At 36.2% G+C, this 15,972-nt stretch carries 15 protein-coding genes; 3 read left to right on the forward strand and 12 right to left on the reverse strand.

The genetic code is table 11. From position 1 onward, the window contains the following. Positions 1 to 5: 5 nt before the first annotated feature. The 3 genes from rpoC (at position 6) to ACQ33O_RS07875 (ending at position 5,627) form a co-directional block, all read left to right on the forward strand. Positions 6 to 4,298 carry a DNA-directed RNA polymerase subunit beta' gene (gene rpoC, locus ACQ33O_RS07865; protein ID WP_430995023.1) on the forward strand — a complete coding sequence of 1,431 codons (4,293 nt, stop codon included), beginning with the start codon at positions 6 to 8 and terminating at the stop codon, positions 4,296 to 4,298. 709 nt (positions 4,299 to 5,007) lie between these two features. Then, on the forward strand, positions 5,008 to 5,319 hold the full coding sequence (locus tag ACQ33O_RS07870) for an RNA recognition motif domain-containing protein (protein WP_430995024.1): 312 nt from the start codon (positions 5,008 to 5,010) through the stop codon (positions 5,317 to 5,319). A 56-nt stretch (positions 5,320 to 5,375) separates the two neighbouring features. Further along, the gene (locus tag ACQ33O_RS07875; RefSeq protein WP_430995025.1) at positions 5,376 to 5,627 is read left to right on the forward strand and encodes a short-chain dehydrogenase; all 252 of its coding nucleotides are present in this window, start codon (positions 5,376 to 5,378) and stop codon (positions 5,625 to 5,627) included. A 73-nt stretch (positions 5,628 to 5,700) separates the two neighbouring features. Here the strand turns inward: ACQ33O_RS07875 and ACQ33O_RS07880 are convergent, their stop codons facing one another. From ACQ33O_RS07880 to mltG, 12 genes are all read right to left on the reverse strand, one after another. Next, a complete protein-coding gene (locus ACQ33O_RS07880; RefSeq protein ID WP_430995026.1) occupies positions 5,701 to 6,294 on the reverse strand; it encodes a DUF1684 domain-containing protein in 594 nt (197 codons plus the stop codon). Positions 6,295 to 6,318: 24 nt separating this feature from the next. Next, positions 6,319 to 6,744, reverse strand: coding sequence for a hypothetical protein (locus tag ACQ33O_RS07885; RefSeq protein ID WP_430995027.1), 426 nt, complete (start codon positions 6,742 to 6,744; stop codon positions 6,319 to 6,321). 54 nt (positions 6,745 to 6,798) lie between these two features. Continuing rightward, positions 6,799 to 7,356, reverse strand: coding sequence for a DinB family protein (locus tag ACQ33O_RS07890; protein WP_430995028.1), 558 nt, complete (start codon positions 7,354 to 7,356; stop codon positions 6,799 to 6,801). 57 nt (positions 7,357 to 7,413) lie between these two features. Then, positions 7,414 to 7,953 carry a Crp/Fnr family transcriptional regulator gene (locus tag ACQ33O_RS07895; protein WP_430995029.1) on the reverse strand — a complete coding sequence of 180 codons (540 nt, stop codon included), beginning with the start codon at positions 7,951 to 7,953 and terminating at the stop codon, positions 7,414 to 7,416. 15 nt (positions 7,954 to 7,968) lie between these two features. After that, complete coding sequence (locus ACQ33O_RS07900) at positions 7,969 to 8,838, reverse strand: YitT family protein (protein ID WP_430995030.1); 870 nt, start codon at positions 8,836 to 8,838, stop codon at positions 7,969 to 7,971. Positions 8,839 to 8,973: 135 nt separating this feature from the next. Beyond that, positions 8,974 to 9,690 carry a hypothetical protein gene (locus tag ACQ33O_RS07905; RefSeq protein WP_430995031.1) on the reverse strand — a complete coding sequence of 239 codons (717 nt, stop codon included), beginning with the start codon at positions 9,688 to 9,690 and terminating at the stop codon, positions 8,974 to 8,976. Between the two features lie 204 nt (positions 9,691 to 9,894). Beyond that, positions 9,895 to 11,283: a dihydrolipoyl dehydrogenase gene (gene lpdA, locus ACQ33O_RS07910; RefSeq protein ID WP_430995032.1), complete on the reverse strand. Its 1,389-nt coding sequence runs from the start codon at positions 11,281 to 11,283 to the stop codon at positions 9,895 to 9,897. A 135-nt stretch (positions 11,284 to 11,418) separates the two neighbouring features. After that, positions 11,419 to 13,110, reverse strand: a complete 1,692-nt coding sequence (locus ACQ33O_RS07915) for a right-handed parallel beta-helix repeat-containing protein (RefSeq protein WP_430995033.1) — start codon at positions 13,108 to 13,110, stop codon at positions 11,419 to 11,421. A 38-nt stretch (positions 13,111 to 13,148) separates the two neighbouring features. Then, positions 13,149 to 13,343 carry a nitrate/nitrite transporter NrtS gene (gene nrtS / locus ACQ33O_RS07920; protein WP_430995034.1) on the reverse strand — a complete coding sequence of 65 codons (195 nt, stop codon included), beginning with the start codon at positions 13,341 to 13,343 and terminating at the stop codon, positions 13,149 to 13,151. Between the two features lie 91 nt (positions 13,344 to 13,434). After that, a complete protein-coding gene (locus ACQ33O_RS07925; RefSeq protein WP_430995035.1) occupies positions 13,435 to 13,803 on the reverse strand; it encodes a Tudor-knot domain-containing protein in 369 nt (122 codons plus the stop codon). 59 nt (positions 13,804 to 13,862) lie between these two features. After that, on the reverse strand, positions 13,863 to 14,837 hold the full coding sequence (locus ACQ33O_RS07930; RefSeq protein WP_430995036.1) for a YihY/virulence factor BrkB family protein: 975 nt from the start codon (positions 14,835 to 14,837) through the stop codon (positions 13,863 to 13,865). Between the two features lie 63 nt (positions 14,838 to 14,900). Further along, on the reverse strand, positions 14,901 to 15,935 hold the full coding sequence (gene mltG, locus ACQ33O_RS07935; RefSeq protein ID WP_430995037.1) for an endolytic transglycosylase MltG: 1,035 nt from the start codon (positions 15,933 to 15,935) through the stop codon (positions 14,901 to 14,903). Positions 15,936 to 15,972 lie beyond the last annotated feature (37 nt).

The raw sequence follows: 15,972 nt of genomic DNA on the forward strand, positions 1-15,972 counted from the left end.
AATATATGGCATTCAAAAAAGAAAATCGTCCCCGTCCAGTGTTTTCTCAAATCACAATTGGACTGGCTTCTCCTGACAGTATTTTAGAAAAAAGTTTTGGTGAGGTATTAAAGCCTGAAACCATTAACTACCGTACATATAAGCCCGAAAGAGATGGCTTGTTTTGCGAAAGAATTTTCGGTCCGGTAAAGGACTATGAATGTGCTTGCGGAAAGTACAAACGTATCCGTTATAAGGGTATTGTTTGTGACAGATGTGGTGTAGAAGTTACAGAGAAAAAAGTACGTCGTGAAAGAATGGGACACATCAAATTGGTGGTTCCTGTAGTTCATATCTGGTATTTTAAATCTTTGCCGAATAAAATCGGTTATTTGTTGGGTATGAGCTCTAAGAAATTAGAGACCATTGTTTACTACGAACGTTTCGTGGTTATTCAGCCAGGTATCCGTGCCGATAAAGGACAAAATTTTGGAGATCTTTTAACTGAAGAAGAATATTTGGATATACTGGATACTTTACCAAAAGATAACCAACATCTTCCTGATGAAGATCCAAATAAATTTGTCGCTAAAATGGGGGCTGAAGCCGTTAGCGATCTATTGGCAAGAATCGACCTTGATCAGTTAAGCTTCGATCTTCGTCATGCTGCTGCAAACGAAACATCTCAACAACGTAAAGCAGATGCATTAAAGCGTCTATCCGTTGTAGAAAGTTTCCGTGATGCTAATACAAGAATTAACAACCGTCCTGAATGGATGGTAATGCAATATATTCCTGTTATTCCGCCTGAATTACGTCCGTTGGTTCCTTTGGATGGTGGCCGTTTTGCATCATCTGATTTGAACGATCTTTATCGTCGTGTTATTATTCGTAATAACCGTTTGAAAAGATTGATGGAAATTAAAGCGCCGGAAGTGATCTTACGTAATGAGAAACGTATGTTACAGGAAGCGATCGACTCATTGTTTGATAACTCACGTAAATCAAATGCTGTAAAAGCAGAAGGTGGCCGTGCGTTGAAATCTTTGAGTGATGTATTGAAAGGTAAACAAGGACGTTTCCGTCAAAACTTGTTAGGTAAACGTGTGGATTATTCTGGTCGTTCTGTAATCGTTGTAGGACCTGAATTGAAAATGCATGAGTGTGGTTTACCAAAAGATATGGCTGCGGAATTATTTAAGCCATTTATTATTCGTAAACTAATTGAAAGAGGTATCGTTAAAACGGTAAAATCTGCTCGTAAATTAGTTGATAAGAAAGAAGCAATTATCTGGGATATCTTAGAAAATATTTTGAAAGGTCACCCGATCATGTTGAACAGGGCCCCAACCCTTCACAGATTGTCTATCCAGGCTTTTCAACCGAAATTGATAGAAGGTAAAGCTATACAATTGCATCCTTTGGTTACTACGGCCTTCAACGCCGATTTCGATGGTGATCAGATGGCGGTTCACGTGCCTTTGAGCAATGCTGCAATTTTGGAAGCACAGTTGTTGATGTTATCATCTCACAACATTCTGAATCCGCAAAACGGTACGCCGATCACGCTTCCTTCTCAGGACATGGTGTTAGGTTTATACTATATTACTAAGGGTAAAAAATCTACTGAAACTGAAAAAGTAAAAGGCGAAGGAAAAGCTTTCTACTCTGCAGAAGAAGTGATCATTGCATACAATGAACAACAAGTAGATCTACATGCTCACATTAAAGTTAAAGCCAACTACAGAAATGATGATGGTTCTTTAACATACAAATTAATTGAAACAACTGTTGGTAGAGTTTTATTCAACCAACACGTTCCAAAAAGCGTAGGTTTTGTAAATGCATTATTGACCAAAAAATCTTTAAGAGAAATTATTGGTGATATCATTAAATGGACCAACGTTCCTACAACAGCTAAATTCCTGGATGATATTAAAACATTGGGATACCGTATGGCGTTCCGTGGTGGATTGTCATTCAACATTAATGACTTGATCATTCCGGATATTAAACAAGAATTGATAGATAACGCAACTGTAGAAGTTGATGAGGTTTGGGATAACTACAATATGGGTTTAATTACCAATAACGAACGTTATAACCAAACAGTAGATATATGGAGTAGGGTAGATACCCGTATAACGGAAACGCTTATACGTGAATTAGCAGCAGATAAACAAGGGTTCAACTCTGTTTATATGATGTTGGATTCAGGAGCCCGTGGTAGTAAACAACAAATTAAACAGTTGGCCGGTATCAGAGGTTTGATGGCTAAGCCACGTAAATCAGGTTCATCAGGAAGTGAGATCATTGAGAACCCGATCCTTTCAAACTTTAAAGATGGTTTGAATGTATTGGAATACTTTATTTCTACCCATGGTGCCCGTAAAGGTTTGGCGGATACGGCATTGAAAACAGCGGATGCAGGTTACTTGACTCGTCGTTTAGTTGACGTTGCACAAGACGTTGTTATCAATGATGAAGATTGTGGTACACTTCGTGGTATTGCTACTTCAGCATTAAAAGATAACGAAGATATTATTGAACCATTAGCAGATAGAATTGAAGGTCGTACTTCATTGCATGATGTTTTCCATCCGGTAACAGAAGCATTGTTAGTAGGAGCCGGTGAAGAAATTTCACAAGATGCTGCTAAAGCGATCGATGAAAGTGGTATTGAAACAGTTGAAATACGTTCGGTATTGACTTGCGAAAGCAAACGTGGTGTATGTGTGAAATGTTACGGTAAAAACCTGGCATCAGGTTACCTTGCACAAAAAGGTGATGCGGTTGGTATCATTGCAGCTCAGTCAATCGGTGAGCCGGGTACTCAGTTAACATTACGTACTTTCCACGTGGGTGGTGTGGCCGGTTCTGCTTCGGTAGAATCTACCTTGCCTTCTAAGTTTGATGGTACCATTCAATTTGATGGATTACGTACAGTTGCAACTGAAGATGCTGAAGGTAAAAAGATACATGTAGTTATCGGTCGTACAGGTGAGGTTCGTATCATGGATGTTAAAAATGATCGTTTATTGATCACTAACAACGTTCCATATGGTGCTACTTTAAATGTAAAAGACGGACAGGTTGTTAAGAAAGGTGATGCAATCTGTACATGGGATCCGTTCAACAACGTAATCGTTTCTGAAATTGTTGGTAAGGTTAAATTCGAATCAGTAATTGAAGGTGTTACATTCCGTGAAGAGGCTGATGAGCAAACAGGTCACAAAGAGAAAGTAATTATCGAAACAAAAGATAAAACCAAACTACCTTCTATCATCATAGAAGGAAAAGAACATAAATCTTACAACTTACCGGTTGGTAGTCATATCGTTTTGGAAGAAGGTGATGAAGTGAAGAGCGGCCAGGTTTTGGTTAAAATTCCAAGGGTATTAAGCAAATTGAAAGATATCACGGGTGGTCTGCCTCGTGTAACAGAATTGTTTGAGGCAAGAAATCCGGGTAACCCTGCAGTTGTTTGTGAAATTGATGGTGTGGTTACTTTTGGTAATATTAAACGTGGTAATAGAGAGATTGTTGTTGAAGCGAAAGATGGTGTAGTACGTAAATACTTGGTTCCATTAACTCGTCAGATCCTTGTTCAGGATGGTGACTTTGTAAAAGCAGGTTCTCCATTATCTGATGGACAAATTGCTCCTGCGGACATTCTTGCAATCAAAGGTCCTTTTGCAGTACAGGAATACGTTGTGAATGAAATTCAAGAGGTTTACCGTTTACAAGGTGTGAAGATCAATGATAAACACATCGAAGTAATCGTACGTCAAATGATGCGTAAAGTAACCATCGAAGACGCAGGTGACACTATATTCTTAGAAGGAGATACTGAAGATAAATTAGACTTTAACACAGAGAACGATAACATCTTCGACAAAAAGGTTGTTACCGATCATGGAGAAAGCACTAAATTGAAAACAGGTCAGATCGTTACACTTCGTGATGTAAGAGAAGAAAACTCTATTTTGAGAAGAGCAGATAAGAAACTGGTTGAATACCGTGATGCTCAACCTGCAACATCTTCGCCTTTGTTGTTAGGTATCACTAAAGCTTCATTAGGTACACAAAGCTGGATCTCGGCTGCTTCGTTCCAGGAAACTACTAAAGTATTAAGCAGTGCTGCTATTAACGGTAAAACCGATTTAATGATGGGCTTGAAAGAGAACGTTATTACCGGTCACCCAATACCTGCAGGTACAGGCTTAAGAGAGTTTGAAAATATGATCGTTGGTAGTAAGGAAGAATATGAGTTGCTTCAAACTACAAAAGAAGCAATGAGTTTTGACGAAGAAGAATAATTCCTGATGTGCTGATTTGGAAATTAGCCGATTTGGAGATGATATACTAAGTAAGAGCAAGATTTATCTTGCTCTTTTTTTATTGCTAATATGTCCAAAAGAATCCTTTTTGAACGAATATTTTACAATTAATTCAAAAAATCTGCTCCATATTTTCTATATAAATTTATTTTTTAATTCGTTTTTATATTATTGATAATCAGTTGCTTGTAAATGTTAAAGCGATTTTTTTGGAGAGTATTTCCTATACATGACCTATATTACTTGCAACCACGTTGCCTCGAATTTACTTTTGTCGGGAATTAGATGATGATTGTTTAGTTCAACGATTTACTTTCTTGCTGTGATCTTCAAGATATTTTGTGAAAAGTACATTTTAAATTTAGGAAGTTGTCCGGGAAGTATGGTTTGAGGTGCTCAGAAAGTAATATTCATTAGTACATTTTTCTCATATGGTATAACCATTATCGTTCGCCTGCTGTCTTCTACAGCGGGCTTTTTTTATATATATAACTATAGCATAAAATGGTGGCTCAAACTAAAACCGTTACTTTGAAATAAATAGGTTACCTTCGCACTGTGGTCGCAGTTCTTTAGCGCACTGATATAGATAGTTTTTATTTTCCTCGTATTATATTACTCTCCTTAATAGCCTGCTTTTTTCCTACCATCACAGGTATTTTATTTTATTTTATTTAAATTTTAGTTCATGAACATTTATGTTTCAAACTTGAGCTTCAACACTGCAGACAGTGAATTGAATGCTCTTTTTTCAACTTTTGGCGAAGTAGTTTCTGCCAAAGTAATTACTGACAGAGAAACCGGAAGATCACGTGGTTTTGGATTTGTGGAAATGACTTCTACAGAAGAAGGAAATGACGCTATTTTGGGTCTTAACAACAAAGAAGTAGAAGGCAGAGCAATGTCTGTTTCTGTTGCAAGAGAAAAAGAACGTAGCAGCGGAAGCTCTAACGGATATAGCAGAAACTCAAACAGCAATTCTGGTAACAGAAGATGGTAGTTTAAATTATAAAGAGCCTTTAACGAGGCTCTTTTTTCAATTTTAAAAAAGATAACATGGTAAACGATCAGATAGAGAATTTTCTTTCTCAGAAAAAAATTGACAAAACACCGGTGCAAATTTATTTTAAAACCCGTAGTTCGATCTTAGGTTTGTTTATTCAAACGGGAGATTACTTAGAGTTAAAAACTAAAAATTACTGGCGTATAGTTTCAGAAGCAAATATTGAAGAGTATAAAAAATCGAACGATATTAATCTGACAAGAATATTCAACGGCGTTGAATTTACCCGTTTGGTGGCAGTTTAGCAATAGATTCCACATTATAAAAAAAGATCGCAGTTTAAACGCTGCGATCTTTTTTATTGAATGAATATTTTTATCAATGAATCGGTTTTGAATATTTTTTTTCTCCGGCATTGATGGCAACCTGCAAGTCGTTTTCTTTTGGTGGAATAGGGCAGTGGTATCCTGCAGCATAACAACAATAGGGATTATAAGCCTTGTTAAAATCTATTGTAATCTTGTTGTTATTGATGTCTAAGATTGATAGATCAATATAGCGGCCACCTTCATAAGTTTCCTTTCCATTGGTAAGATCTGTAAATGGAAGAAATAAATAGTCCTTATACTCGTCAGTAAAGATCATATCCTTCGATTGATAGATAACCAACTGATATGTTTTTTCGTTGATAGTAAAACTGATCTTTCCGTACCTGTAATACTGTTGCATCGACTTGGCCGAGGTGGGCATTTTGAAACCAACATTGTCTAGTATCTTTTCAAAATCGGCTACTACTCTAAAACTACTGTCAGCAGCAAAAAAATGCAAGTGATTTCTGTCTTCACCTTTTACCACTTCGTGTGTAGCAATGTATTTTCTTTGATAATCATTTATCTGATCAACATAGCTATTGTTTTGTGCAAATGACAATTGACTGATAAAAAGTAGGCTGGTAAATATGATCTTTTTCATTTGGTAGTATTTCGTGCTGCAAAGTTATTGCATTAATTCGTCTGTATCAATATCATCAGGAAGTCTTTCAGTTTCATATCCACAACTACCACATTGATATACATATTCTGCCGCTACGGCATAGCTCGAAAAAATTGAGGTAAGTATTGCGGTAAGAAAATTTTTTGCTCCGGGTTTTGCAATATAAGAGAAGTTTGTTTTGCCACATTTTGGACACTTCGCCGCCTCCAGAAATTCTTTATCAAATTGTTCTATTAATTTGAGTACTTCATCTTTCTCGGTGTCTTTAGCAAGTAATTTAATACCGCCAATAGCATTGCTGATAACAGGTAACATGGTTGCTGTAGTATCATCTTTCAAATAACATTCGTAACCTGCATCCTGCAGTTTGGTTAAACAAATACTTGCAGTAAAATAATTATCGAAGGTTTTTACAGTGACAAGGTCCATGGATAAGTTTTCATAAAAGTACGATATACTTATGATGTTAAGACCTTCTCCTTGTCAATTCTGCTGTGCAATATTTCTTTGAGCTTGTAAAATATGGCGTTCGTTGTGATAGACAATAAATCGGAAAGTGTCACCAAGCCTGAGTTTTATCAATTTACTTAATGAGATGGATGTTTTTGCTTTGGTTAAGTTGATCGTTCTTGCTTGCAGCAGTAAAGTTTTGAGTTTTTCCAGTTGTTTTAAAAGCCGGTCAATTGTGGTAACAGACAATTGTGAATTGATCGGATTCTTGTCTCTTGGCGTTTTCATCTTGTTTACTTTACCATTTGTAACTTTCATGGAATTAGCAAAAAAGTTCCCAAGTATACCGCTTTTAAAAATAAAATTATTGCTATTAGGTTTATTATTTAAAAGTTGTTTTTCTATTTCAGGTAAATAAAAGTCGCCATAAAGATTAAGGTGTTCAAAACATTCCAAAGCACTCCATTCGTTTTCAGCTCTTCTAAAATTCAATGCACTATCGGAGAGCGACTTGAATTTCTTCGCATCATCAATGGCTTTATCGGTCAACGTTACTAATTCGTCTATCAATAAGTTTTGTTCAATTTGCATATACATTAATATTTATGCAAAGATTGAAAATGTTATTTTGATTCATATTGATTGAGATCAAGAATTTCGGATGCGGCTTAAAGTTTCAGGCTTCATTCTAAGATAAGATGCAATGTATTTTAACGGAATGTGTTGAAACAGATTCGGGCTTCTGTCCAACACCCTTTTAAGTCTTTCAACAGGAGAGGTGATCAATAGGTCAATTTCTCTGTCAATTTGTTGCGTAATAAGGGTTTCAAGCAATTGGATATATTGCTTTAGACTTTCTTCATTTTCATTGGCAATTTCCAGGAGTTTATCTTTTGATATGAACTTAAGCGTTGTTTTTCTGATGGCTTCGATGTAAAATTCCGATGGTTGCTCTTTTATAAACGATGATAGAGAGTTGATGAGTGAGTGCTCATAACCAAGTCTTATTGTTTGCTCTTCATGTTCTGATAAATAAAAAACTCTTACTGCACCTGTTTCGATCAAATAGATATTCCTTTCGATCTCACCTTCTTTAGTAAGAAAGTCTCCTTTCTGAATTGTTTTTTTTACGCCGATCTGTTCAAATGCGTTGAGTAGTTTTTCTGTAAAATTTGATGATCTTGTCATTTTTATATTGACTTATTAATGCGCCAATCCTCTTTTCTTTAGTATTCCACCTTTTGTGTCTTTAATACTACTCATTATTATAACGGCTTTTTTATCTACCTTTTTTATTTCAGCTTTGAGCCTGTTCAGCTCAAGTCTGGTAACTACCGTATAAATAATTTTCATTTCCTTTATTTCGGTTTGCTTACCAAAATTACTTTCGCCATTATAAGCTGCAATGCCATGCCCTAATTTTTGTGTAATCATCAACTTTATTTCTTCAGATTGATCAGAGATAATTGTTACACCTGTATATTCTTCAAGCCCTTCAACAATAAAGTCGAGTGTTTTGGAAGCAGAGAGATAGGTAACGAGTGAGTACAATGCAATTTCAACAGACAGTAGATATGCTGCTGCCGAAAATATGATGATGTTGATGCCGATGATGATATCTCCGATAGTAGTGCCAAGCTTCTTGCTCAAAAAAATGGCTAGTACTTCGGTACCGTCAATTACGGCGCCACCTCTTACAGCTAAGCCGATACCGGCACCGAGAAAAAATCCACCGAACAAGGCTACGAGTAAATTGTCTTTTGTTACATCCGGAAATGTTACAAATGCTACAACCATTGCCAGACCTGCAATAGCCAGCATTGTTTTTATGGCAAAGATTTTCCCGATCAATTTATAACCCAGTATAATGAAAGGGATATTTACGCAAATCAGTAAAACGGCAAAAGGAATGGAAGTAAGAGCTGAAATTAAAAGTGAAATGCCAGTTGCGCCTCCATCGATAAAGTGATTGGTAAGCAAGAAGCCTTTAAACCCAAAGGCTGCTGAAAATATACCAAGTGTTATTAGAATAAAGTCTTTTATATGTCGCCATAAATTTTCGTTCTCTGTCATATTTTTTGATTTTGATCAGCTGGCAACTAATAGGTGAATTTACGTTATTGTAGAGGATTTTTCAAAACTAAAAGAGGAGCCCCTGAGTAATAAACTTAGAATAGAAAAGAGTCAGCATTTTATGCAGACCTTTAGTTATTGTCGTATTTGTGCTTTGGCAATCACCGGAGCAATCTCGTCTGTTGAAGTTCTTACAGCATTAATAAGCAAACAGGAGAGTGCTGTGTTGCTACAAGTCCACATATCACCTCTACTGTTTAGGTCACCCTCTGTCTCTTTTGTGAATATGATCTTGTTGCTTTTTTTTGAGTAAAGTGATGTTGTCAATTTTAAAATTGGCAAGCCGTCATTTGTCTCTGTATGAATATTGCTGAAAAAAATTACATAGTCCGATTTTGAAGAGTCGGCTAATTTATTTAATGAAGTAATATCAATACTTTGATTTGGTAATTCGATGATTGTAGAGAAAGGCTCATATTCATTGAAATAGAAATTATAAACTTCGGTTGAATAAGATGATATTGTTTGAAAATATTTAAATTTCTTAACCTCTTCCTCTTGAGCTTTAGCAAGTGGAATTTCTTTTTGTAATTTTTCTTGGGTCACCTTAAACTCTTGCTCCATCTCTTTTGAATAGTCTTTAAAGTTCAGGAGGTCTTCCATTTGTTTAATAGAGTTGTAATAACGTGTTTGATAGTCTGATTGTACACTGTCAATGTCTGCATATAGAGTTTTATCGATTATGGCAGTGTCGGGTTGTAGAACTATTAACTTAAAAGGATTGAATTCTCCTTTCTGTCCATAAGAAGTTAAACAAAGTATCAATAAAATTAAAGTGAAAATTTTTTGCATGATAGGGCTTGAAATATTATTATCACTAACTTATAAATTTAAGATATTATATGCTACCGTCAAAAATTTACAAGAATGAGCCTAATAAAGATATGCTGCACAAGAGTGCGACGCCAATGAAGTTTAATAGTAGCACTAAAGTTTGGCTCATAAAAAAATCCCATCGGTTAAAATGGGATTTCAATTTATTATAAGATGTATAAATTAAATATCTATCGCTTCGCCGTAAGCAGCTGCAGTAGCTTCTTTCAGGCCTTCACTCATAGTAGGGTGAGGATGAACCGCATTCAATATTTCGTGTGCTGTGGTTTCTAATTTACGGGCAACTACTGCTTCGGCAATGATCTCAGTAACGTTGGTACCGATCATATGACAACCTAAGAATTCGCCATATTTAGCATCGTAAATAACTTTTACAAAACCATCAGTGGCACCACCTGCAACGGCTTTACCACTTGCAATGAATGGGAACTTACCAACCTTCACTTCGTAACCTGCATCTTTAGCAGCTTTCTCTGTATAACCAACACTTGCAATTTCAGGCGTACAATAAGTACAACCCGGAATATTGTTATAATCTAACGGTTCTGGATGGTGGCCGCTTAAATGTTCAGCAGCATTGATACCTTCTTTAGAGGCAACGTGTGCTAATGCTTGTCCCGGTGTACAGTCGCCAATAGCGTATATGCCCGGTACGTTAGTTTGCTGATTTGCATCAACAATGATTTTTCCTTTATCTGTTTTAATGCCTAAGCTTTCTAATCCAATACCTTCAATGTTTGCAACAACACCAACTGCACTTAACAAAACATCTGCTTCCAAAACAACTTCGCCACTTGCAGTTTTTACTTTTGCTTTAACGCCTGCACCACTTGTATCAACACTTAATACTTCGCTGTTGGTCATGATGGTCATGCCTTGTTTTTTGAATTGCTTTTCTAATTCTTTGCTGATATCTTCATCTTCTACAGGAACCAAACGTGGCATGAATTCTACCATTGTTACTTGTGTACCCAAGCTATTATAGAAATAAGCAAACTCACTTCCGATAGCACCGCTACCGCAAACGATCATACTCTTAGGTTGAGTAGGTAAAGACATTGCTTCACGATAAGCTATGATCTTTTTACCATCAATCGGCATAGTAGGTAATGCTCTTGCACGACCACCGGTTGCGATGATGATATTTTTTGCTTCTTCAACTTTTTTAGATCCGTCGGCAGCAGTAATTTCCAATTTGCCCGGAGCGATCAGTTTACCAAAACCCATGATCACATCGATCTTGTTTTTCTTCATTAAGAACTGAATACCCTTGCTCATTTTATCTGCAACGCCACGGCTACGACCGATAACGCCACTAAAATCTGCAGAAGGGTTAGCTATATTGATTCCGTAATCTTTAGAATGTTTTGCATACTCAAATACCTGTGCACTTTTAAGAAGGGCTTTTGTAGGAATACAACCCCAGTTAAGGCAAATACCTCCAAGGTTTTCTTTTTCTACAATTGCTACTTTTTTACCTAATTGACTTGCTCTGATCGCAGCAGGATAACCACCGGGTCCACTGCCTAATACAATTACGTCGTATGCCATTTTTCGTTTATTTAAGATTTATGATTTTGAGTTGCAAAGGTACTTGAAAGCGGCTAAAATGCAAAACCAAGTAATAGGGAGTTTCGCAATCGTTTCCATAGCTTATCGGGGGGATTGAACAGGGAGAAAGTAGAGCTAGTTTGTAATGATCAACCCCTTAATTATCCTGAGTTTTTTGCCGGAAACAACAATCAGTTGGGCATTGTCAGCAATATGTTGCTCTTTGTTCAGTATACATTCTCCGGAAACAATTGGATCGATGGTAACAATGGAATTAACAGGTGTATAAACCGGAGGTATGAAGCCATCCATCCAGTTATCGGAAACATCCCAATCGCCGTTACCGATAAAAGTATAAGTAGGTGAGGAGCCAAATTCGTCTGCACCACAATCCACAATATTTAACACTCTTAAAGCATGATCTATATCTCTTTCGGTTGCTGCTGCAACAAAGCCCGGATTGCCTTTATCAATAGCTGCAGATCCGGTAGTTAAATGAAAATCTGGCAATGCATCCGGTGGAGCAAGCGGATCTATATAAAATAAAGGATTGCCTATTGGCGAATTAGCATTTGTGTTTGTACCGCTTTTGAAAGTTGCTAAGGTACTGTAAGAAGTACCGTTCCAATCGGCTTCCAAATTAGCAGGAGTATTATCACTGTAAAATAAATTGTAATTAAAATTCAAGGAGGGTTGTCCCAACTCGGCATATCCTAAAAAGTTTTGAGTAGAAACGTAAAAAATATTGTTTTGTATGATCGAGTTTTCGCTGTAAGAAAGGTATAGTTCACCCATTGATGCATTTAGGTCATAGCCATCTTTAAAGCAAGTGTTATTTTTGATTGTGCAATTAGTAACCTTGCCCGATCCGCTTGGGTACGCATATCCACCCATTGCAATAGCACATACTTGATTGTTGTAAAAAATATTATTCCTTACCGTTATGTTGTCGGTTGTTTTGCCTATGTTTTCGCAACCGATCTCAATACCATAGCCATTATTATACGAATTGTTGTTTTCTATGATGATGTTTTTGCCTCCATCTACATATAAACCTCCTGATGTTGCATAAGGAGACAAGCAGTTATACGTCTTGTTATATTTTACAATGCCATTCCGAGCCTGATCGTTGGAAGGTGTTGGGCAGGTGCCTTCATGGCCGATCACATCTATACCTATATTGGTGATGTTGCGTACAGTGTTTCCGATAACAGAAAATCCATCAACGTTACCATTGACAGCAATGCCTTCGCTATAACCCAGTCTGCAATCATAGAGAGTGTTGTTCAAAATTTTTAAGTTGCTGATCGGGATGGTGGCATGGGAACCGTACACAATAATACCTTGTGCATTCTTACTTGAATTTACAGATGCTGCAGGGTTAGATGAAAAATGTATGTCGTGAATTTTACAATTCTTAATAGTGATGTTCTGGCAATTGCCATCAACTAAAATGCCCTGAGCATCGAGTTGAATATTATTGGCAATTTCGAGTCCGCTGATGGTAATGTTTGACTGATTGATGATCTGAAAGACTGCATCCTGTGTCGTCAAACCGGTTGCGCTTACAAGCGGAGTATTACTTGCATAATTTCTGATATAAATATTTGATCTGTTGATATTTATTTTTTCATTGTAGGTGCCCGATAAAATATTCAATGTATCGTTTATGCCGGCATGCACCACGCCATATTGTATAGTTTTCCAGGGAGTTGCAAAAAGTCCGTTGTTGGCATCATTGCCGGTGGTGGCAATATAATAATTTGTTTGAGCATTAGAGGGGATATATAGGAAATAGAAAAGGGTTATTAGTATATGTATTTTCACTTTTGGCAAATCTTATTTATTCAAATATAATCTTTTAGTTAAATAGTTTTTGATGCCTTTACGGATGAATAAACCGAAACGCAAAAAGGGGTGACATAGGTAAGGATAATTCTAATACAATTTCTGAAAGTAAAGTTTCCAGTTAAAAAAACATCATAACTATTTATTAAGTTAAGTAAACTCCCAACAATGAGGGCAACGAAAATGGCTCTCCTAATATTTTTTTTTGTCATACAAATTTATTAGATGTTGTATGGCAAGAATCGATGATTGAAGTTAATTAATTTTTGTTGATATAAAAGTGGGAGCAATAATACTTTGATATTATTCTCTTTTCTTAATACGGTCGGGAGTAACGTATTCATCCCATGAAGAACTGAATCCATCATAAGTAATTTTATACTGCTGATCTTTCTGTTCTATGATCGTAGCAGGATACCAGTCTCCGTTCCATACAACCATTACTTTATCTCCAACTTTGTAGGTGTTGCTAAATGTAGATATCGGCTTTGATTGCTTTTTTTCTTTTGGCTTAAGAAGTCTTTTGTCGTTTGAATAAACCGTATCTCTTACATATCTTAAAACAGTGATGGTGTCATGTTTTACTATATAAACGGTGTCTGTTCTTTGAGCGGAAAGTTTTAAGCTGCCTAGTAAGAACAGCAACAGGAAAAAAGAGAAAGCTTTAAACATAAAGGTTTATTTCGATACATAAATATACGTCGCTTTTGATGAAAAATTAAAAAGGAGGTTTAAATATCTGCAGGAGTAGCATTTGCTTTGGCACTTTCTTCTGCTTCTCTTTGTTCGGCAATCGATTTTAAAGATTTGATACTTACATTTAATTCAAATCCAACAAGCAGTACAAGAGAGTTTATATAGATGAGTGCCATTAAAACAATGATTGTTCCAATAGAACCATAGAGTGCATTGTATTTACCGAAATTGTTTACAAATGCTGAGAAGCCCAGTGTGGCTAGAATACTCAACGATGTTGCAAGGATAGCTCCGGGTGATACAAAATTCCAGCGTTTTTTTACAGCCGGAGCATATTTATAAATGAAAGCAATAGAGCTGAAAATTAAGGCAACAACAAATATCCATCTTGCATAAAAAATGAATTCTCGTATTTGCAGATTTTTTATGCCCATCCATTTTAATACGGCGCCTTGCGTAATAAGCAACAACAGGCAACCGAGTACGAGTAAGAATTGTAATGATGTTAGCCGTATTGCTATCCATCTTTTATGCAATCCTTTTCTTTTTTCAAAACCTATATAGTTTTTGTTGAACGATCGCATGATGCCCATCATGGCATTAGATGCAAAGAATAATGCGGCGATCAACCCGAAAGAAAGTAATCCTATTTTAGAACCATCAATGAATGAATCTACAAACTTGATGAGATTTACATTGTGCACTTTTGCAGGTACAATATCTATGATTAAACCATGTAATTGTTCTTTAATACTTCTTTTGGAAATAAACGGAAGACTGGGTATCAATGTAAATAAAAAAAGAAAGGAAGGGGGTATTGCCATTATAAGATTATATGCAATGGCCGATGCTCTTTCTGTAAGCCCTACTGCCTTTATCTGATAATAAAAAAAACGGATCACATCATATAAGGGTACTCCTTCAAATCCAGGTAAATACCAACGTTTGCTTTTTCTTAAAAAAAAAGCAACAGGTGTTTTGGTTATTATGAGCCTCGATAATTTGATCATTGATACTGCAAGATAGAAAATATGCGTAAATAGTTGCTGGCTCACTACAATAAGCGATGAACTTTACTTGGTTTCCTTTGCTTTTAAATATTCGCTGATCCATTTTTGATACTCTTTTGCATACAACAAATGTTGCTGATAAGTGCTTGCAAAATTGGAATAGCCGGTTAAGTTAGGTTGTGCTACAAAATATAAATAATTGGTAGATGGTGCATTTAATGCGGCATCAATTGTTTTTGGCGACGGAGTACAAATTGGCCCCGGTGGTAAGCCCAAATGCTGATAAGTGTTGTAAACAGATGGGTAGGAGAGATGTTTGTTCATTATTCTTTTTAAACCAAAGTCTCTCATTGCATATTTCACTGTTGGGTCGGCACCTAATTCCATACCGGTTTCGAGTCTGTTTAAATAAACACTGGCAATTTTTCCTTTGTCCTCTTCCTTATTTGTTTCTTCTTCAATGATACTTGCTAATGTATATACCTGCTTTGGAGTAAGATTCAGTGCTGCGGCTTTTTGTTTTCTTTCTTTGTTCCAGAATTTTTCCTGTTCATTCCAAAGCTTTTTAAAAATTTTAGGAGCCGACGAGTTCCATAAAATGTTGTAGGTGTTGGGGATGATAGCAGTCATTACAGTGTTAGTATCTAAATTATATTTAGCAAGACTGTCTTTATTGTATAGAAATTGAATTATTTCAGTGGAATCGCATTCGAAATTCGCAGCAATTTTTTCTGCAAGATCTTCCTTTGTTCTTAGTTTGTTAATGACCAAACTAACGGGAGTTTGATTGCCGTTTCTCAATGTTTTAATAATAGAATAAATGCTTTCGCCTTTTTTAAATACATATTTCCCGGGTTTAATATTTTTAGGGTAGTTTAATTTTTTAGCAACAAAAGAAAATATACCGGGGTATTTAATGATCTGCTGACGATCTATCTCTTCCATCACATTATTAAAATCGCTGCCCGTTTTAATATAGATCGCTTTTTTGTCTTCACTAAAATTAGTACCGCTTCCTAATAGAAGCCATGTGAAACTTGCTGTAGCAATCACCAGGATCAATAAGATGGCAAGGATTATTTTCTTCTTCAAATTCATATAGGCCGTAGCTATTTGTTTGCTAATGTATAATAAA

This window comes from Ferruginibacter sp. SUN002, from assembly GCF_050611725.1.
Classification (GTDB): domain Bacteria; phylum Bacteroidota; class Bacteroidia; order Chitinophagales; family Chitinophagaceae; genus Ferruginibacter.